Below are 19,274 nucleotides of genomic sequence, written 5' to 3' on the forward strand. Positions count from 1 at the left end.
CTTTCCGGGGACCGGCGATTTCCGATATAAGCGTCATTCGCCGGCGGACACGCGCCGGCGACCGCCGCGTTTTCTTTGCGTTCTTGGGGAGGATCATCATGCCTTTGCGGTTGATCAATCGATTTGCGGGAGTTGGATTCTTGGCATTGTGGGCGGCGGTGGCGGGGGGGCACGCGACCGACGACGTCGGGGCTTCGACGGCGACGGCGGCCGCCCCGTCGGCTCCTCCGTCGGCGGGGTCCCCCGTCGGGGAGGCGCCGGAGGTGGTGCTGGAAGCCGTCCAGGTTTTGGGAACGCGCATTGAACGGAACCCGGCCGGCCGGACGATCGGTAAGGTGGAGCGAAACAAAATCGAAGCGACCGACGCCTTCAACCTCCGGGAAATGTTCACCACCGTCCCCGGGGTCACCCTGCGACAAAGCAACGGCCCGCGGGACGTCACGATCTCGATCCGCGGTTCGGGTTCGAAACAGTCCTTCGCGGTGCGGAACATCAAAATGTACGAGGATTGGTTCCCCACCACTCAATCGGACGGGTTGTCGAGAACGGACATCAACGACCCCAACGCGTACGAAGGAATCGACGTTCTCCGGGGGCCGTCGTCCTCCCTTTACGACAATTACGCGCTGGGCGGCGTCGTGAACTTCCGCTCGCGCCAGGGCCGCGACATCGACGGGGTGGACGTGGGATCCACCTTGGGGAGCCACGCCTATTCCAACCATTACGTGCACGCGGGGGGCCGCAGCCCGGGGTTCGAGTATTCGGCCTTCGGCAGTTTCATCCAAGGCGACGGGTACATCGACCACAGCGCCTTTTGGACGGGGACGCAAAACCTGACGATGACCTTCACCCCGGACGAAAAACGGACCATCGTCTTTAAATACTTAAACAACGACCTGCGCGCCGACGTTCCCAACCGGCTGACGATGAACCAATTCACGGACAACCCGCGGCAGGAGGGCACGACCAGCGTCACGGGCGTGGGCAACGTGTCCGCCACCCAGGCCGACCAGAACCGCGAAGACCGGCGAACGATCGTGGGGGTTCGCTACGAACACGCCCTCACGCCCGACACCGGGCTGCGCTTCCTGGGCGCCTACGACACCAAAGACATCAACCAGACCTTCGCGACGATCGGCGACAACGTGAACCCCAACTTCCACCAGTACATGGACCTCACGCGCCAGGGGACGTTGTTCGGCAAACCGGCCAAGCATTTCGCCGGGGTGTTCTTTAACTACATGGAGCAGGAAGCGACCAGCTACCGGAACCTCGCCGATTGGAGCGGCACCCGCGGCGCGGCGCAATCCAACACGCGCGGCAACCACCGCAACGTCGGCGGCCGTTTCCGCGAGGAGGTCCAATTCACCGACCGCTGGAGCGGCGTGCTGGGGCTCGGCCTGGAGTCCTCCCGGGTGACCGCCCGGGTTCAGACCCGAACGGCCAGCGAGGCGTACTCCCGCGTTCGCGTGGAGCGGAATTTCTTCAACGTCGCTCCCGAAGCCGACCTCGTCTTCCAGGCGAAGCCGGATTTGAAGTTTCACGGGCGGGTGGGAACCGGTTATGGAATTCCCGGCATCGGCCAATTGACGACCACGCCCGCGGGAACCACCGGCAACAACGGGGACCTCCGCCCCATGCGGAACGTCGGGTTTGAATTGGGCGCGGTCGGCAACGCGGGGGGAACGCTGGCGTTCGACTGGGCGGGCTACTACGAGATATTCAAAGACGAGTTCGTCACCCAATCGCCCGGGTCGGGGCTTTCGAGCTTCACCTCCAACGCTCCCCGGGCGGACCACCGGGGCGCGGAAGCGACCTTGGAGTGGCGGCCCGTCGCGGGGGCGTCCTGGTCGGTCGGGTACACCTTCAACAACCACGTCTACAAGAAATACACCGAAAACATCAGCGGGGTCGCCTTCGATCGCCGCGGAAACAAGGTGCCGGGCGCCGAGGAGCACGTGCTCAACTCCCGCCTGGGTTACGAGGCCGGGGCCGGGTGGGGGACGTGGATCGAGGCCAATTACATCGCTCCGTACTACATCAACAACAGCAACACGCTCAAATCCTTGAGCGCGACGGTTTGGAACGTGAACGCGCACGTCAACCGGACGCTGACCAAGGGGCCTTTTAAGAAAATGATCCTGTTCGTGGACCTGCGGAACGCCTTCGACAAGAAATACATCGGGTCGACGGTCGTGGTGGCCGACGCCCTGGGGGACACCCCCGACACGGTGCGGGCCACCAAGCAGGGGTTTTTCGCGGGCCAGGACCGGTCCGTGTTCGGCGGAGTGAAGTTGACGTTCTGAATGGAGACCCCCGGCGCTTCCTTTCGGGAAGCGCCGGGGGCCCGTTGGAGGGGGGAAGTCTTATGAGTGTTCCGGATCAAAACGCGTCCTCCGGCCACGCGCGCCTGTGGCGGTGGCATTTTTGGGCGGGCGTCTGCCTCAGCCCGACCCTGGCCGTCTTGGCCGTCACGGGGCTGGTGTATTTGTTCAAACCGCGGGTGGAGCCGAAACTGTATGAAAAATGGCTTCGGGTCCCGGTCGGACCCGCCGAAGTCTCCGTGCAACGGCAATGGGACAACGCCCAAAGCGCGTTCCCGGGCTGGACCGCCCAAAGCCTGATCGCGAGCCCCGGAGCGGGCCGTTCCACCCAGGTGTTTTTGAAATCCAAAGAGGGCCCCCCGCTCACCGTGTACGTGAACCCGCACGACGGGACCATCGTGGGCAGCCAGAGGACGGACCGCACCCTCATGCAGTTGGCCCACGATCTGCACGGGTCCCTTCTTCTCGGGCGGGCCGGGGAAATCGCCATGGAAATGACGGCGGGCTGGGCGTTCCTTCTCCTGGCGACGGGGTTGTTCCTGTGGTGGCCCAAAAAAGGCGGCGGGGGGGGCGTGTGGTATCCGCGCTTGTCCCTTTCGGGCCGGGGCCGGTGGAGGGATCTTCACGCCGTTCCGGCGTTCTACCTCGCCGGATTGCTGTTCCTCTTCGTGGGCACGGGCGTCCCTTGGACCGGCGTCACGGGAAAATGGATTTCCCAAATCGCCCAGGCGACCGGAACGGGCTCGCCGCCCGGTTTCGGCGGGTCGCCGTTCACCTGCGACCCGGCGCCGGGTCAAAAACCGCTTCCTTTGGACCGATTGGTGGCGGTCGCCCGGGAGCGGCTTCCGGGCGCCACGCCCACGATCCTTTGGCCCAAGGACCCCCGAAAGGCGGCGGTCATCCGATGGAAAGCGCCCCGACCCATGGACCGGGCGTACATCCATGTGGATCCCACCACGGGCGCCGTCCTGGCCGATTACCGGTGGAAAGATTTCGGTTGGATCGGCAAATTTACGTTGATGTCGGTGGCCTTGCACGAGGGGACGTGGCTGGGGACGTGGAACCTGGTCTTGAATTCCATCGTCGGTCTCGGCGTGTTGGCGCTGGTGGCCACGGGGGCGATCCTGTGGTGGAAGCGTCGCCCGGCCGGTTCCTGGGCGGGAGCGCCGGCCGCCACCGGGCGGGAACCCTTGCCCGCGGCTTTTTGGGCGTTGTCGGCCTTGTTTTTTTGCCTTGTTCCCATGGCGGGGGCCTCGGCCCTGGCGTTGTTCGGTCTGGATCGAATTCTAAAACAATGGAGGCGTCGCGATGTTGTTCCTCTTTAAACGCCTGGCGCTATTGGGCGACGTGTGGGTGTTGTGGGTCCTTTTGGCGGCGAGCGTCCTTTCGCTGGGAGTGGCCGTGGAACGTTGGCTTCTTTTCCGCCGGTCGCGGGTGGACTTTCCCGCGTTTTTGGGACGGTTCCGCGGGTTGTTGGAAAAGGGCGATTTCACCGGCGGACGTCAATGGGCCCGGTCGATCCCGGCCCTGGAAGCCCGGGTGGCCTTGGCGGGATTGGACCATTTCCCGCTGGGCTCCGATTCCGTGACGGAGGCGATGGCGGCGCAAATGGTCCTGGAAAGATCCCTGCTGGAACGGCGCCTGGTGTTCCTGGGAACCCTGGGCAACAACGCGCCCTTCATCGGTCTCTTCGGCACCGTTCTCGGCATTATCAAGGCCTTCAACGACCTGGGGGCCGCCGGGCAGGGGGGAGTGGCCGTCGTGATGGCGGGGATTTCCTCCGCGTTGATCGCCACGGCGTTCGGCATCCTGGTGGCGCTGCCCGCGGTCATGGCCAACAACTATTTCCAAACGGCGATCCGTCGGCGGCTGGCCAACGCCCAGGGGGTGGCGCACACCGTTCAGCTATTCGCCAAAAGCCGGCGAGCCGCCGAGGCGCCGACCCCGGACTTTACGACGGTGCCGTAAGGAGGGCCGCGTGCAAAACGAGAACGACGCCGACGGGGTTGTCACGGGGATCAACGTGACGCCGTTGGTGGACATTATGATGGTGTTGTTGATCGTTTTCATGGTCACGGCGCATTTTGCCTCCGAGGGGGCCTTGAAGATCCATTTGCCGGCCGCCGCCGCGGCGGACGCCGCCTCGGCGCCGAGCCTGCGCGTGACCTTGAACGCGAAGGGGGAGGCGTTCCTGCTCGAACACCGGGTGGACGCGAACGGCCTTCGGGAGAATTTGGAGCGGGAAGCGCGGGCCAACCCCGCGGTTCGGGTCACCCTGGCGGCCGATCAGAGCCTGTCCTACCGGGAAATCGTGGCCCTCTTGGATCTGATCAAGAAAGCCGGCGTTTCCCGGGTGGCCTTGGCCGCCCAGCCGTGAGACGATTGGCGGCGGGGGTGGGGGTGTCGACCGCCGTCCACGCGGCGGTCGGCGGGTTGCTCCTGTGGTTCCTGGCCGGGGACCCCCCGCTGCCGATCGTCGCGGAGTTGGATTTGTCGATGGGGAGCCTTCTGTCCCCGGCGCCTTCGAGCGGCGGCGGGACGCCCGCTCGCCTCGATTCCTGGCGGGAGGGGGCGAAGACCCCAAAAGAAACAGCGCCTCCGCCCTCCCCGCCCGCGGCGGAGCCCGAACCCGACGGTTCCGCCGGGGGGGAGGCGACGGCGACCGCGGGGGCCGGCGGAAACGGTCCCGGGGGGTATTTCTCGGTCGCCAACGTGGCGCGAAAGCCGGTGTGGGTGGCGAACCGGATTTTCGCCAGCGATTACCCCTACGTCGCCCGTCAGAAAGGACGCGACGGCCGCGTGGTGGTGGCGGTGTGGATCGGCGTCGACGGCGGGGTGGTGGACGTTCGGCTTTTGGAAGGGGCGTACGAGGCCTTGAACGAGGTCGCCCTCCGAAAGGTCAAAGGGGCGCGGTTCACCCCGGCGCGGGACGCGTCGGGACGCGCGGTGCCCTGTCGGGTGACGCTGCCTATTTCGTTTGAACTTCGCTGATATTCCCGAAGGGAAGGGAGGTCACGTCCGCCCGCGCCGACGCGCGGGCGGTTTTCTTTTTTTAGAGGGGGGCGTTAAGGGCGGTCGGACTTGAAATCTTTGCCGGGGGGGGAGGCTTTTCCGGCGTGGTCGATGAAAACGCAATCTTCGACGGCGTCGGCGGTGACGATAAAGAGGCGTTTGGAGACCCCGTCGGTGTAGCGGTCTTCGGCGGGGCGGGGAACTTGAACGGTGCCGACGGCGTTTTGAATGGTCGCGCCCAAGCGGTCGGCGGCGTTTGCGAATTGATTGACGATGGCGGCCCGGTGGGGGAATTCGTAGGTCACCAACCGGCGGCCGTCGGGCAGGGCCGTCTCCCGGGACGGTTCGCCGAAAGCGTCAAGCACCCGGGCGTAGGGCTGGCCGACCCAGCGGGACATTTCGACGTTGACGCCGGGGCGCGCGCAGCCGGCCAGGATCGACAGCGCCGCCGATGCCGCGAGGGCGCGGAGAAGGGTTTTTCGACGCCAGGTCGCTTGGGGGGGGAGGGCTTCGGGGTTCACGGGAACGCCGACGGGTCGTTAGAAATGAATTTGGGTTTCGAGGGTGTAACGGCTCACGCGGGAAGCGTCGGGGCCGTAGAGGTCGCCGGGGAAAAAGTAGGCGGCGCCGGTGGAAAAAGTCACGTATCCGGAATGTCGGTAGACCAAGGTCAGATCCACTTCGGAACCCAGGGAATTGAGGCCGGCCACCTTGACCCGGGAATCGAAGAGGTAGTAGTCCAGCGACGCGGTCCATTTAATTTTCTGGACGGTGGACAAACCCAAACCGAGGGTTTTGACGCCGGAAGCCCCCGCCGGCAGTCCCGAGCCCCCGTTGGAAAAGGGCGCCGAGGCGTTGAACACGTTGGACAGGGAGGCGCCGAAGACGGACCCGAAGCCCGTTCGCTCGAACCCGTCCCAGCGACGGGCAAAGGTCGGTTGAAAGCTTTCGTCCTTGGTGGGCGTGCCCGCGTCGTCGCCGGAGCCCGAGGCGTAAAGGGCCTTCACGCCGAAACGTCCCCAGCGGGAGGCGTCGGTTTGGGCCCCCAGTTCGATGCGCTGTCCCGAGCCCCCGATGGACGTGTTGGCGCCGCCGATTTGGGCTTCGCCGCTTTCAAAGGCCAATTCCAGTTTGTAATAAGCGTCTTTCAAATCGCCGAAGAGCCGAAGGTCGATGAAATCCCGCCGGACGTCGGTCGCGGCCGCCGTGCCGGTGGCCAATTGGTAAACGGAGTCGGCGCCGGTTTTTTCCCGCGCCCAGGACAATTCCCAACGATTGATGTCCCGGGAAAAACCCAGGGAGCCGAGATAAAGATCGGAATCGTTCCCCGCGCCCAGGGATTCGGAAATCTTCGCGGTGAAAAGGGTGAGGTCGAGGTTCTTGGGCAGTTTTACGTCCGCCCGGAGGCCGTTGAACCCTAATTCATCGTCGGAAACAAGGACCCCGTCGCCCAGGAGGAACGGTTGCCGCCCCAGGGTGAGGGTCAGGCGGTTCCACGCCAGACCGGTGAGGCGGGCCGAGGCCCGCTCCACCCAGGGGGTGCCGTCCGCGGCGGGGTAGCGGGTGAGCGGCGCGCCCGTGCCCTCCAGGCCCCAGAGGTTGAGGGACCGAATTCGAAAATCCACGTTCAAGCCCGGCGACAGCTCGGTGGCGAGGGAAAGCCGGGCGGACTGGGAATAATAGTTGAGGGTTCCGGGCGTGGACCCGTTGGCGTCCGGGTTTAAGGTGGCGATGCCGCGAAGGCCGTAGTCGATGCCGAGATTCAGGGACCCCGGTTCGGCCCGAAGAGACGGCGCGAGCGCCCAAAGCGCGGGGAGCGACAGAAAAAGAAGGGATTTGGGCCGAATCATCGGAGTCGATTCTATCATAAAAAGAAAAACCCCCGCCCCGGGATTCCCGGGACGGGGGTTTTCTTTAAAGATGATTCAGAGTCTAATTAGTTGCTGCCCCATTTGACCAGCAGTTTCGCGAAGGCTTTCGAAACCGAGTCGTCCTGGGCCGAGCCGCCGCCGGTCACCAGATCGTCCGGGGAGAGCATCGCGTAACCCAATTTCGCCATCACGGTGTCGCTGTGTTTGTATTTGACGGCGAGGTCGATTTCGTTGCCGATCTTTTTGCTGGTGCCGCCACCGACGGGGAGGGCTTTGGAGGTCTTCGCCATGATGTAATCGGCGTGGAGGCTGACTTTGTTGTCCATCACCGGGAGGACGTAGTGCCCGCCCAACTTAATGATGTTGAAGCCGGCGCCTTCAAGACCGGAGTCCAACCCAGCGCCAACGCCGGGGTGCGAGGCGGCGAAGGTGTTGTCGTTGGTCAGAATTTCGCCGTAACGGTAGTCGCTGCTGATGGCGCGGAAGGCCTTGTCGCTGTTGTCCGCGTTGTTGTCACCGGAGGCGTTGACCAAGTCGGCGTGAACGCCGAAGGCGTTGTCTTTGCCGCCGTTCCAGTCGGCCGACAGGATCATGAGGGAGCCTTTGTGCTTTTTCTTGGAGGCGCCCGCGTTCAGCTGGCCGCCGTTGATCGCGTATTCCAAGTTGGCGTGGAAGGTGTCCTTGGGGCAAGCCACACCGGCGCGGAGGTCGATCACGGTGAGGTTGTCGTTGTCGCTGGTCGCAAAGGTGTTGGCCTGGGTGCGGCTGTAGTAGCCGATTTCCAGGGGCACTTTGAGGTTCGGGAGCTTCAAGAGCTCGTCGGAGGAGGCGGTGATCCAGGTGGCGTTGGTGTCGCCGGGAGCCGCTTCGCCCGCGTCCGTGGAGCCCACGGCGTCGTTGTCGAAGACTTTGCCGGTGACGCCGAGCAAGGTGACGGGACCGACTTTCTTCGAAACCGCCAAGGCGTCCAAGGCGTTGACGCTCAGGCTGTCATCGTTCACGGGACCGAAGTAAACGATGGAGTCGTTGGCGCGGCCGACGTATTGGCGGCCGAGACGAACGCTGTCCAGGGAGAAGAAGTTCGCCAGATCCAAATAGGAGTTCTGGATGACGAAGGCGGACTGTTCGGTGTTGAGATTCGTCGGAACGGCGGCGGAGCCGTATTGGGCGGCACCGGTGGTCGACGGGTTGCGCACGACTTCCACGCGGGCTTTGACGTCGTCGGTCACTTCGGCCGAGAGACCCACGCGAACGCGGGTGACGGTGTTGCCGCGATGGTCGTTGGCGGGATCCGAGGAGTCCGCTTCGTTGCTGGCCGACACGCCCAACACTTCGATGGAGCCGTCGGTGGAGATGTTCTTAAGACCCAGCGCGTCGGCAGCGAACGCCGGGGATCCGGCGAGCGCCAACGCAGCGAGTGCCACTGTCCAGTTTCTCATTTGTGTGTTGCCTCCTTCGTTGGAGAGAATCCGGCCGCGCGTCAGCGCGCGTCCGAACAACTCATGTTCACCGAATCACGGTGGGGTCCCCACCGTAAGGGGACAGGGAGCCGGCCTTGGACGGCGGAGCTTCCTGACCCCCTATGCAAAAACCGACCGTCGACCGCCTTCGGTGAGAGCGGCCAAAGACTCGGCTTTCAAGCAGGGGACCCAACCACACGGGCTTATTTCTATTAAATTGTATTGGCGCTGTCAAATATTGCAAGGGTTTTCTTTTAAATTAATCCTTGAAAGCCGGGCGGCATCGGGGCTATACATATATAAGTCACAGTGAAAACCCCGGCCGGAGCGGCAAAGCGGAAAACGGATTTACGTTCCGCGGCCGGATTTGGTATAACTGTCGCAACTCATTTACACCAGGATGATTTTCATTGACCGATAAACCGCATTCCCATACCCCCGAAGCCGGAGCGGCGAAGCCGACGCCGGCCCCCGCCGCCAAGCCGGCCGCCCACGCCGGGGCCGCCAAAAAGAAGGGCGCCGATTTCGTTAAAAAACACAAGTTCGTCGCCATGGCCGGGGCCTTCCTCGTCATCGGCTTCCTCATGTGGGGGGTCCTGAAGCTCATGGGCGGCAAACCCGCCGCCGGTCCCGCCCAAAACACCGGCAGCGGCACCATCGCCGTCAACGTGTTGGAAATGAAACCCGACCATTTTCAGGACATGATGATCGCCGTGGGCTCCATCAAGGGCGGGTCGGAAATCCCCCTTCGCTTCGAAGTCGAGGGCGGCATCGACCTCTTTGAGTTCCGCCAGGGCGACAAAGTCCGCAAGGGCGACATCATCGCCCGGCTCAGCCAGCGGGACGCCTATTTGAAGCTCAAGAAGGCCCGGTTGGAATTGGAGCAGATGGAAAAGCTCTACGCCATCGGCGGCGTCTCCTTGAACAAATTGGAAGAGGCCCGGGTCTCCTCGGACCTGGCGGCCTTGGAACTGGAAAAGACCGTTCTTCGGTCCCCCCGGGACGGCATTTTGGGGGACAAGGACGCCGAAGTGGGGGAATTCGTCACCCCCGCCAAGAAAGTGGCGACCCTGGTCAACATCGAAACCGTGCTGGTGTCCATCGGCGTCATCGAAAAGGAAATCGACCGGATTTTCCCGGGCCAAAAAGTCGTTTTGACCGTCGACACCTACCCCAACGTGGAATTCACCGGCCGGGTGGAAAACATCAACCCCATGGTCACCCAGGGCAGCCGGACGCTGGGCGTCGAGGCCCGGCTGGAAAACGAAGGCGGGTTGCTCCTGCCCGGCATGTTCGCCCGGGCCCGCATCACGATTTTTGAGCAGGACAACGCCCTGTTCGTCCCCAACGATTCGCTTGAAAAAACCCCCACGGGCCAACGGGTCTACGTGGTCACCAAGGACAACAAAGCCGACGCCCGCGACGTGGAGGTCGGTTACGTGTCCAGCCAGTTCTCCCTCATCAACAAAGGGTTGGAGGCGGGGGAATTGGTGGTCACCCAGAAACCCCAGGACCTGAAGGCGGGTTCTCCCGTCAAGATCATCGAAACGCAGAAGTAATCCCCGGCCCGGGGGCCCACAAAGCCCTTGATTTTGGCCCGTTCGTCGCATACATATTAGTGATGGGTACCCTTCTATGAAACTCCGCGCCCGGCTTAGCCTTTTCACCGTTCTCATCATCGCGTCCCTGGTGGGCGGCATCAGTTTGTCCACCCTGTTTTTCCTTCGGAACCTGTTCGTGGTGGACAGCGCCTCCAGCCAAAGGACCCTGTTGGGCAGTTTTCAGCGGGTGTGCGAGGAATCCATCGAGTCCTCCGACCCCGTCATCGCCTCGAATTTCAGCAAAAGCTTGGAAAAGTCGGTCCCCGGCCTGGCCTACGCCGCCTTCACCAACGTGCCCCTGCAGCGGACCCTGGGCGAGAACGCCCGCTTCCTTCAAATTTATTCGGACCTCGCCATGGCCGCGCGCCTGGGGCCGGACCGACGCAACGTCAACACCCCGGGCGGCGACGTGATCCTGGAGATGTCGGCCGAGATCGTGGTCCGCGGCGAATCCTACGGGGTCGCCCGGTTGGGCTTTTATGAAAAATACGTCGACGCCTCCGTTGCCGAAAAGGTCAACCGGGTGCAGCAGATCGTGTTCGTCGTGGCCGCCGGCGCCCTGTTGTTGGCGATCCTCGCCGCGTTCTGGTTGTCGGGCCAGTTGGTCTACCCCATCCGCCAGCTGGCCGACGGCGCCAAGGCCATCGGCGACGGCAATTTGGACACGCACATCAACGTGAACCGGAAAGACGAGCTCGGCTTTTTGGCGGACGAGTTCAACATCATGGCCGTGAAGCTCAAGGAGCTCGACCAGTTGAAGGACGACTTCGTGTCCTCGGTGTCCCACGAACTGCGCTCGCCCCTGGCCGCCATTTCGGGCTACGTGGAGCTCATGACCCGAAAGCCCCTGGAGCAGATCCCCGTGGAGAAGCGCACCAAGGCCTTCGGGATCATTCAAGAGAGCACGACGCGCCTCACGGGCTTCATCAACGACATTTTGGATTTGGCCAAGATCAAAGCCGGGCGGGTCGACATTCGAAAGACCAACGTGCACCTGGGCAAATCCATCGAGGAAATCGTGGGGCTCTTCGCGCCGCTCTTCGAGAAAAAGAAGATCACCGGAACGGTCTCGGTGCCGTCGGAGCTTCCCATTTTGGCCCTGGACGAGGAAAAGATGAAGCAGGTGATCACCAACCTGATCTCGAACGCCTACAAGTTCACCCCCGAGGGCGGGCGCATCACCGTGTCGGCCGAGGATTCCGGCGACACGATCGTCGTGGCCGTGACCGACACCGGCATCGGCATTCCCAAGGACTACGTCAGCCAGCTGTTCGAGCGTTTCAAGCAGGTGCCGGGCACGCGCGAGAAAATGGGCGGCCCCAAGGGCACCGGCCTGGGCCTGGCCATCGCCAAGGGCATCGTGGAAGCCCACGGCGGAAAAATTTGGGTGGAAAGCGAAGTGGGGCAGGGGAGTTCCTTCAAGTTCACCCTGCCCAAGGCGGCGACGGAGTCGTCGGTTCAAGCGAACATTTTTTCCCGGGGGGGTTGATCATTGGCCGAGCTTGAGAACGGGCCCGCTCGAAAACCGCGCATCCTCGTCATCGACGACGAGGCCAACCTGCCCATTTTCCTCAAGGATTTTCTGGAAGAGAGCGGCTTCGAAGTCTCCATGTGCTACACGGGCAAAACCGCCATGCGGACCGCCCTGGAGAACCCGCCCGACGCCATCATTTTGGACGTGGATTTGCCCGACATCGACGGCTATTCCCTGTGCCGGAGCATGCGGCGCACCAGCACGCTGCGCACCGTGCCCATCGTCATGTTGACCGCCCTGGCGGACCAGCGGAACGAAATCGCCGGCCTCAAAGCCGGGGCCGACGACTACCTCACCAAGCCCATCGACACCGAGCGCCTCCTGGCCCGGCTCAACAACGCCATCAGCCGGAACATCCGCGAGCTGGACGCCAACCCCCTGACCCACCTGCCGGGGAACACCAGCATCATTCAGGAAATCGAGCGGCAGCTCCACCAGCAGAATCCCTTCGCCGTCATCTACGCCGACTTGAACAATTTTAAAGCCTTCAACGACCGCTACGGTTTTTTGCGGGGGGATCAGGCCATCAAATTGGCCGCCCAGTGCCTCGTGTTGAGCGCGGAAAAGGGCGCGTCCCTTTCTTCCGGCATGGTCGGTTCCTGGTTCATCGGCCACGTGGGCGGCGATGATTTCATCATCGTCCTTCCGGCCGACCAGGCGGAGGACACCTGCAAGGAAATCATTTCAAAATTCGACAGCCAGGTGCCGAACCTCTACGACGAGGAAGACCGCCAGCGGGGGTTCATTTTGGGGAAAAACCGGCAGGGCCAACCCCTCCAATACCCGTTTATCGGAATGGCGCTGGTGATCGTTTCCAACGGGGACAAGCGCTTCACCCACCCCGGCGAAATCAGCTCCATGGCCAGCGAATTGAAGAGCTTCGCCAAGTCTTTCGGCAAAAGCGCCTACGTGCTGGACCGGCGTCGCAACACCGCGGACGTTTTGGAAGGCCCCGTGGGCATCGTGCCCCCGCCCGCGGCGGCCGCCGGCTGAATTTTCAACCCGTGACACCGTAAAAAGGACAGGTTTCCATGTCGAGCAAACGCATTTTGGTCGTGGACGATGACATCCAGCTCTGCCAATTGACGTCGGACATTTTGGAAGAGCACGGCTACCAGACCCTCATCGCCAACAACACCGATCAAGCCTTTAAGAAACTCTACGACGGATCGCCCGATTTGATCGTGCTGGACGTCTGGCTGCCCACCATCGGCGGCCTGGAGTTCTGCCGCCAGATCCGCCAGGACGAGCAGGGCAAGCACGTGCCGGTGCTCATGCTCACCGTCCAGGACAAGGAAATGGACAAGGTCATGGGCCTGGAAATGGGCGCCGACGATTACATGACGAAGCCCTTCAGCCAGCGGGAGCTGTTGGCCCGCATCAAGGCGCTCCTGCGCCGCTTCGACCGGGCCGAACCCCAGGCCAAGGTGCTGGAGTCCGGCGACCTCGTGTTGGATTTGGACAAGCATCTGGTGCGCGTCAAAAGCCGGACGTTGGCCCTCACGCCCAAGGAATTCGACCTTCTCACCACGATCATCCGGTCCCGCAAAAAGGCCCTCAGCCGCCAGCATTTGTTGAGCACGGTCTGGGGCTACGACGCCCCCGGCAACACCGGGACCATCGACGTCCACATCCGCCACCTGCGCAAAAAACTCGGCAACCACGGCGACAAAATCAAAACCGTGCTTGGGTTTGGCTACCGCTTCGACGGTTGACCGGCCCGCCGCCATGGAACTTCGCCCCGCGATTCCGCCCCGCATCCTGGTGGTGGACGACGAGGCGGGCTTCCGGGAACTGTGCGGCGACCTGTTGGCCGACAGCGGCTACGCCGTGGACGCCGTGGACAACGGCGCCGCGGCCATGGAGCTCCTGGCGGCGCACCCCTTCCACCTCGTTTTGACCGACATCAACATGCCCGTCATGGACGGGCTCACCTTCCTTAAAACCGCCAAGGTCAAATTCCCCCAGGTGGAAATCATCCTCATGACGGCCTTCGGCGGCCTGCAGTCGGCCTTGGAAGCCCTGCGCCACGGGGCCTACGACTACATCACCAAGCCCTTCACCCGGGACGCGCTCCTGGCCACGGTGGGCCGCTGCCTGGAAAAGCAGCGGCTGGCCATGGAACTCCGCCGCGTCCAGGACCAGCTGATCGAAAAAGAAAAACTGGCCGCCCTGGGCTCGGTGTCGGGCTGGCTGGCCCACCGGATGCGCAATCCTTTGAACGTGATTTTAATGTGCGCCCAGTATCTCAAGGCCCGTTTTTCCGACCAGGACGAACGCCGGGAAGTGGTGATGGCCATCGAGGACAAGGGCAAGGCCCTGGAGCGCATGACCCACGACTTCATCCGTTTTTCCCGAACCTACGAGCCCCGGTTCCGGCCCGAGAACCTCGGCGCCTTGGTGGAGGAGGTCCTGGCGGCGGCGGACTCCGGCGTCCGAATGAGCGGCGTGACGGTGACGCGGGCCCTGGACGCGGAGCTTCCGCCCGTGCCCCTGGACAAGGAACTGGTGTCGGAAGTGCTGGGCTACCTGATCGACAACGCCGTGGAGGCCATGGGCGGCCCGGGGACGCTCACGGTGCGGGCCCGGGTGGAAGGGGAGGACGCGGCGATCCAGGTGGGAAACACGGGGGCGCCGATCCCGACGGACATCCGACCGCGGCTCTTCGAACCTTTTTTCACGACCAAGGAGCGGGGCACGGGGCTCGGCCTGGCCATTTCACGACGGGTGGTGGAAAGCCACGGCGGAACCTTGGTCCTGCTGGACCTTCCGGAAACCACGTTCGAGATTCGCCTGCCCCTGCGGCGGGAGGGGCGGCCGTGAAAAAGCCCTCGGGCCCCCGGGTCTTGGTGGTGGACGACGAGCCCTCGGTGGGAATGATCTTTCATCGAATTTTGGGCGACGCGGGCTACGAGGTGATCTCCGCCGCCAACGGGGCGGAGGGCCTGCGGGCTCTCAAAAAGCAGGAGCCGGAACTGGTGTTCCTGGATTTGCAAATGCCCGGCATGGACGGCATCGAAACCCTCCGGCGACTGCGGGAAACCCACCCCGACTTGACCGTCATCATCATGACGGCCTACCAGACGGTGCACTCCGCCGTGGAAACCATGAAGCTGGGCGCCCTGGACTATTTGATCAAGCCCCTGGACGCGGAGCGGCTGAAATCCGTCGTGCACCAGGCCCTGGAGTTGGGCGAGGTGACCCGCCGGACGCCGGCGGTCAAAGCGGCGGGCCGTCCCGAAACCCTCCCCACGGAGGAAATCGTGGCCCGGGGCCCGGAGATGACGCGGGTGATGTCCCTGGTGGAAAAAGTCTCCCCGACGGACATTCCGGTCTTGGTGCTGGGGGAAAGCGGCACGGGAAAAGAAGTGGCGGCCCGGCAAATCCACCGCCTGTCGAGCCGGGCGTCAAAACCCTTTGTGGTGGTGGACTGCGCCGCGCTTCCGGAATCCCTGATCGAAAGCGAACTCTTCGGGCACGAAAAAGGCGCCTTCACCGGGGCCGACGCGCCCCGGGCCGGCAAGTTCGAGCAGGCCGACGGCGGAACGGTGTTCCTGGACGAAATCGGCAATCTGCCCCTGGCGGTCCAGGTGAAGCTCTTGCGCTTTTTGCAAAACCCCTCGGTGGAGCGGTTGGGAAGCCGCCGGGGCCCCGTGGCCCTGAACGTGCGGGTGGTGGCCGCCACCAACGTGGACCTCGAAGCGGCGGTCAAAAACGGCACCTTTCGGGAGGACCTCTACCATCGTTTGAAAGTTTTTGTGGTGGACATGCCGCCCCTGCGTTCCCGGGGCGCGGCGGACCTGGAGGGCCTGCTGTCCACCCTCCTGGAAAATTTCCGACGGCAGTTGGGGAAGGCCAAGCTCTCGGTGGCTCCGGAATCCCTTCAACTGCTCCGGTCCTACCCCTGGCCGGGGAACATCCGGGAGCTTCAAAACGCCCTGCGGAGCGCGTCGCTCCTGGCCGACGACGTGATCCGGCCGGACCATTTGCCCGTGAGCGTGCAAAACGCCCGGCCCCGTTCCTTCTCCTCCGGGGAGAGCGGCGTGTTGAACGACGTCATCCGACGGGTGGAGCGGGACCACATCGCCAAAACCCTGGAGCATTGCCGCGGCGACCGGGCCGCCGCCGCCCGGGCTCTGGGCCTGGACGACGCCACGCTGGAAGCGAAGCTGAAAGATTTCGGGTTGACGTAAGCCGGGGTTTCCCCCGGGGTCGACCTTCCCCATGAAAAAAATTCTTGTCGGTTCCATCGCCGGACTTCTCTTCTCTTTCCCCACCGCGTTCGCCGGCAACAACCCCCGGGCCGGGGGGTCGGCCGGTTTTTTCCGGGCGGCGCCCGGCGCCCGTCCGCTCGCCATGGGGAACGCCCAAACGGCCGTGGCCCGAGGGGCCGACGCGATCTACGATAACCCCGCGGCCCTGGCGGGGACGAGCGCGCGCGAAGTGTCCACCTTGTTCTCCTCCCAGGAGTTCGACCAGACGTACGGTTCCCTGTCGGCCGTCGCCCCCGCCGGGCGGGGCGTGTGGGGACTGGGGGCGCAGTTCTATTCCGTGGGGGACATCCTGTTGCGCCAGCAGGAATTCGATATTTCGAGCCGCGCCTCCAGCCGGGCGACGGCGGTGTCCCTGGCCTACGGACAAAACTGGGGGCGGTACTCCGTCGGGGCGGCGATCAAATACCTGTCGCAATCCTTTTCGGGCCTTTCCGACCGGGCGAGCGGCACCGCCCTGGACCTGGGCGCCGCGCGGAAATTCGACCGCCTCGCCCTGGGCGTCTCTTTGCAAAACGTCCTGGGGCAGTTCCGCTGGTCCACGGGGAAAAAAGACGATCTTCTAACGACCCTCCGGGCGGGGGCGGGGTATCAAATTTATCCGTGGTTGTTGTCGGCCCTGGACCTGGAGGGCGGGGACGGCCAATCCCTGCGGGTTCACGGGGGCCTCGAAGGCCGCTACAAGGACATCGCGGTCCGGGCGGGCTTCAACCACGACCACCCGACCCTGGGGTTCGGCTTGTCGGTGCCGGCCCTGGCCAAAATCCGCCTGCGGTTGGACTACGGTCTGGAGTTTAAAGCCGAGGGGCTGAACGACGCCCACTTGATCGGCCTGAGCGCTCAATTTTAACCATGGCCAAACGACTTTTGTTTATCGCCGCCCTTTTCGCCGCCGCCTCCCTCCGGGCGGCGGAAAGCCTTCCCTCCCGGGGCAACGCGGAGGTGTCGGACAGCCCCCTGTCCGTCGATTTCGAAACCTTTCTGCACGACCCCTTGAACGCCTCCTTGACCGACGAGGTGGCGGGAGCCGTGGCCCAAAGCGGAACCAAGTGGGCCCGGGTCATGGCCAACTGGGACTTCGTGGAGCGGAGCACCGGCGTCTACACTTACCAGGGCCTGGACAACCTGATGAACCGGTTGAAGTCCCACGGCTTTAAGATTTTTATGACGTTGAACGGCGGAAGCCACGGCGGCGCGGGAGGGGGGAGCCCCTTTTACGCCGGGGGAAATTCGCCCACCAGCGGCAACGGCGCCCTTCCGCCCTGGCTGAATTTCGTGGACGCCACGGTGCGACGCTACCGGGGCGACGTGTCCTGTTGGGAAATTTGGAACGAGCCCAACCTGGACTGGCAGCCCGCGCCCAACCCGGCGAATTACGCGGCCCTGGCCCAGGTGACCATCCAAAAAGTGAAGTCCCTTCAGCCCGGGGCCACCATCATTTTGGGCGGCACGGCCCTGGTGGACAAAGCGTTTTTGACCGCGGTCTTGCCCGTGGTGGGGGGCGACATCGACGCCGTGGGCCTTCACCCCTACCGCCAATATCCGGAGCAGTCCCAGGACGATTTCGTCGCCCTCTATCCCTTCCTTAAACCCAACGCCGCTTTTACCAACGTGGGCGCGGCGTCCTACACCGAAGAAATCGCCGTGATGCGCGCTCTCCTGGCGGGTCTCGGATTGTCGAAAGTAAAAATCTGGAGCACCGAGGCGGGCTACGCTTCCCAAAACGAAGCCTCGGGACTTTTTCCGGGAACGGAAACGAAGCAGGCCAAAAACCTCTGCCGGTATTTCCTGTTGAACCGCGCCCTGGGCATCGAGCGCTCCTCCTGGTTTCGGGCCCTGGACCAAAACCTGTTGACCAACGCCTACACGCCGACGGGCCAACCCTGGGTGGAGAGCTACACCGCGCCCTCCTATATGGCCCTCGGGCAGTTCGCCACTTTCGCCCCCCTGGTCCTGGACCCGACGACCTCCCTGGTCGTCCCCACCACGTCCACGAGCGCCACGTTAAACATCGCCTTCGCGGGCTCCACCCTGACCGCCACCAACGCCGACAACTACGCCCAGTATTCCGTTGCCGTTCCCACCCCCGGGGATTATTTTTTCTGGTTTCGCCTCAAGGGCCCCGACGCCTCCACCTACGGCTACCTGAACGCCGCCGTGAACGGCAGTTCGGGAACTTCGTCGGGCGACCTGTCCTACGTCTATGGCGCTTTCAGCGGCCTGGCCGCCGGTCTTCAGGGCCAAAGCGATCTGTCCAAGTATTACTACTCTCCTCTAATTAACGTCGGCCTGGTCCCCAACCAGGAACTTCCCTACCACCCGGCCTTCTTCACCCTGTCGGGCACGGCCACCTTAAAGGTGCAAATCAATTCGGGGTCCCTGAGCGAAATCCGCCTGGTGCGGCGGGGGGACCTGGCCCGCAAAAAATCCTTCACCGCCCTGTCTTCCCTGGCCTCCGTGTTGGACGACCGGGTGGGGGCGGCGACGAGCTACCGGCCGACCTTTGCCAACGTCAATTTGTCAACGGCGGAGTGGCAGAGCTTTCAGTCCGCGGCGTATCTCACCCAGGGCCGGGTGCCCCTGGTGGCCTATTGGATCGCCACGCCCCCGGCGGACTCCTTCGCCCCGCGAAGCGTGCGGGTGTCCCTGCCGGTTTTAAAAGACCCCGTTTTGATCGATCCGGTGGAGGGCACCTTTCAAACCTTGGACAGCGGCGGCGAGTTCACCCTGCCCGCCACGGACTCCCCTTTGATTTTGACGGCCCGCTCGGCCCTGCAAAAATCCGCCGGACGGCTCCTCCCGCCGGAGGAGGTCTACAACTACCCCAACCCCGCCCGGACGGGGAACACCACCGTTCGGTTTTTCCTTTCCCAGTCGGCGGGCGTGACCCTGCGGATTTTCAACGCCGCCCACGAGGAGATCCACCACGCTTCGCTGGAAGGCGCCTCGGGGCGCAACGCCTACGACTGGTCCACGGCCGACGTGGCGAACGGCGTCTATTTCTGCAAAATCGCCGCCGGCGGGGAAGACGTCGTCATCAAAATCCTCGTCCTCCGCTAGCCCATCCCCTGACGGGCGCTGGGGACCGGCGGGGTGTGGCGCGCCGGCCGTCCTTCCACTATACTTTCAAGGTGCCATCCAAGCCCCATTTTCCCGGGAACAAAATCCTTTTTACGGTGTCGGAGGGTTATGATGAAATCA

At 63.6% G+C, this 19,274-nt stretch carries 16 protein-coding genes; 13 read left to right on the plus strand and 3 right to left on the minus strand.

From position 1 onward, the window contains the following. The first annotated feature begins 140 nt into the window (after positions 1–140). The 5 genes from IPP68_11745 (at position 141) to IPP68_11765 (ending at position 5,315) form a co-directional block, all read left to right on the plus strand. Complete coding sequence (locus IPP68_11745; GenBank protein MBL0351026.1) at positions 141–2,306, plus strand: TonB-dependent receptor; 2,166 nt, start codon at positions 141–143, stop codon at positions 2,304–2,306. Positions 2,307–2,368: 62 nt separating this feature from the next. Further along, positions 2,369–3,649, plus strand: coding sequence for a PepSY domain-containing protein (locus IPP68_11750; GenBank protein ID MBL0351027.1), 1,281 nt, complete (start codon positions 2,369–2,371; stop codon positions 3,647–3,649). Then, the gene (locus IPP68_11755; protein ID MBL0351028.1) at positions 3,633–4,292 is read left to right on the plus strand and encodes a MotA/TolQ/ExbB proton channel family protein; all 660 of its coding nucleotides are present in this window, start codon (positions 3,633–3,635) and stop codon (positions 4,290–4,292) included. The genes IPP68_11750 and IPP68_11755 overlap by 17 nt, the downstream gene beginning before the upstream one ends. A gap of 10 nt (positions 4,293–4,302) precedes the next feature. Further along, entirely contained in the window at positions 4,303–4,701 is a 399-nt protein-coding gene (locus IPP68_11760) for a biopolymer transporter ExbD (GenBank protein ID MBL0351029.1), read from the plus strand. Then, positions 4,698–5,315 carry an energy transducer TonB gene (locus IPP68_11765; GenBank protein ID MBL0351030.1) on the plus strand — a complete coding sequence of 206 codons (618 nt, stop codon included), beginning with the start codon at positions 4,698–4,700 and terminating at the stop codon, positions 5,313–5,315. Before IPP68_11760 ends, IPP68_11765 begins: the two co-directional genes overlap by 4 nt. A gap of 74 nt (positions 5,316–5,389) precedes the next feature. On the opposite strand, the gene IPP68_11770 is transcribed toward IPP68_11765, so the two are convergent. From IPP68_11770 to IPP68_11780, 3 genes are all read right to left on the minus strand, one after another. Then, positions 5,390–5,857, minus strand: coding sequence for a hypothetical protein (locus IPP68_11770; protein ID MBL0351031.1), 468 nt, complete (start codon positions 5,855–5,857; stop codon positions 5,390–5,392). An 18-nt stretch (positions 5,858–5,875) separates the two neighbouring features. Continuing rightward, a complete protein-coding gene (locus IPP68_11775; GenBank protein ID MBL0351032.1) occupies positions 5,876–7,186 on the minus strand; it encodes an alginate export family protein in 1,311 nt (436 codons plus the stop codon). Positions 7,187–7,272: 86 nt separating this feature from the next. Further along, positions 7,273–8,646 (minus strand): hypothetical protein, encoded by a 1,374-nt coding sequence (locus IPP68_11780; GenBank protein MBL0351033.1) that lies wholly within the window; start codon positions 8,644–8,646, stop codon positions 7,273–7,275. Positions 8,647–9,077: 431 nt separating this feature from the next. On the opposite strand from IPP68_11780, the gene IPP68_11785 reads away from it, so the two are divergent. The 8 genes from IPP68_11785 (at position 9,078) to IPP68_11820 (ending at position 19,133) form a co-directional block, all read left to right on the plus strand. Further along, positions 9,078–10,226: an efflux RND transporter periplasmic adaptor subunit gene (locus tag IPP68_11785; protein MBL0351034.1), complete on the plus strand. Its 1,149-nt coding sequence runs from the start codon at positions 9,078–9,080 to the stop codon at positions 10,224–10,226. Positions 10,227–10,302: 76 nt separating this feature from the next. Next, positions 10,303–11,757 (plus strand): HAMP domain-containing histidine kinase, encoded by a 1,455-nt coding sequence (locus IPP68_11790; GenBank protein MBL0351035.1) that lies wholly within the window; start codon positions 10,303–10,305, stop codon positions 11,755–11,757. 3 nt (positions 11,758–11,760) lie between these two features. Next, positions 11,761–12,795 carry a response regulator gene (locus IPP68_11795; protein ID MBL0351036.1) on the plus strand — a complete coding sequence of 345 codons (1,035 nt, stop codon included), beginning with the start codon at positions 11,761–11,763 and terminating at the stop codon, positions 12,793–12,795. Positions 12,796–12,833: 38 nt separating this feature from the next. Next, positions 12,834–13,517 carry a response regulator transcription factor gene (locus IPP68_11800; protein ID MBL0351037.1) on the plus strand — a complete coding sequence of 228 codons (684 nt, stop codon included), beginning with the start codon at positions 12,834–12,836 and terminating at the stop codon, positions 13,515–13,517. Between the two features lie 13 nt (positions 13,518–13,530). Continuing rightward, positions 13,531–14,625, plus strand: a complete 1,095-nt coding sequence (locus IPP68_11805; protein MBL0351038.1) for a response regulator — start codon at positions 13,531–13,533, stop codon at positions 14,623–14,625. After that, positions 14,622–15,995: a sigma-54-dependent Fis family transcriptional regulator gene (locus tag IPP68_11810; GenBank protein MBL0351039.1), complete on the plus strand. Its 1,374-nt coding sequence runs from the start codon at positions 14,622–14,624 to the stop codon at positions 15,993–15,995. The genes IPP68_11805 and IPP68_11810 overlap by 4 nt, the downstream gene beginning before the upstream one ends. A 31-nt stretch (positions 15,996–16,026) precedes the next feature. Continuing rightward, a complete protein-coding gene (locus IPP68_11815) occupies positions 16,027–16,923 on the plus strand; it encodes a hypothetical protein (protein ID MBL0351040.1) in 897 nt (298 codons plus the stop codon). A gap of 2 nt (positions 16,924–16,925) precedes the next feature. Continuing rightward, the gene (locus IPP68_11820; protein MBL0351041.1) at positions 16,926–19,133 is read left to right on the plus strand and encodes a T9SS type A sorting domain-containing protein; all 2,208 of its coding nucleotides are present in this window, start codon (positions 16,926–16,928) and stop codon (positions 19,131–19,133) included. The last annotated feature ends 141 nt before the right edge of the window (positions 19,134–19,274 follow it).

This window comes from Elusimicrobiota bacterium (assembly GCA_016722575.1).
Lineage (GTDB): Bacteria > Elusimicrobiota > Elusimicrobia > FEN-1173 > FEN-1173 > JADKIY01.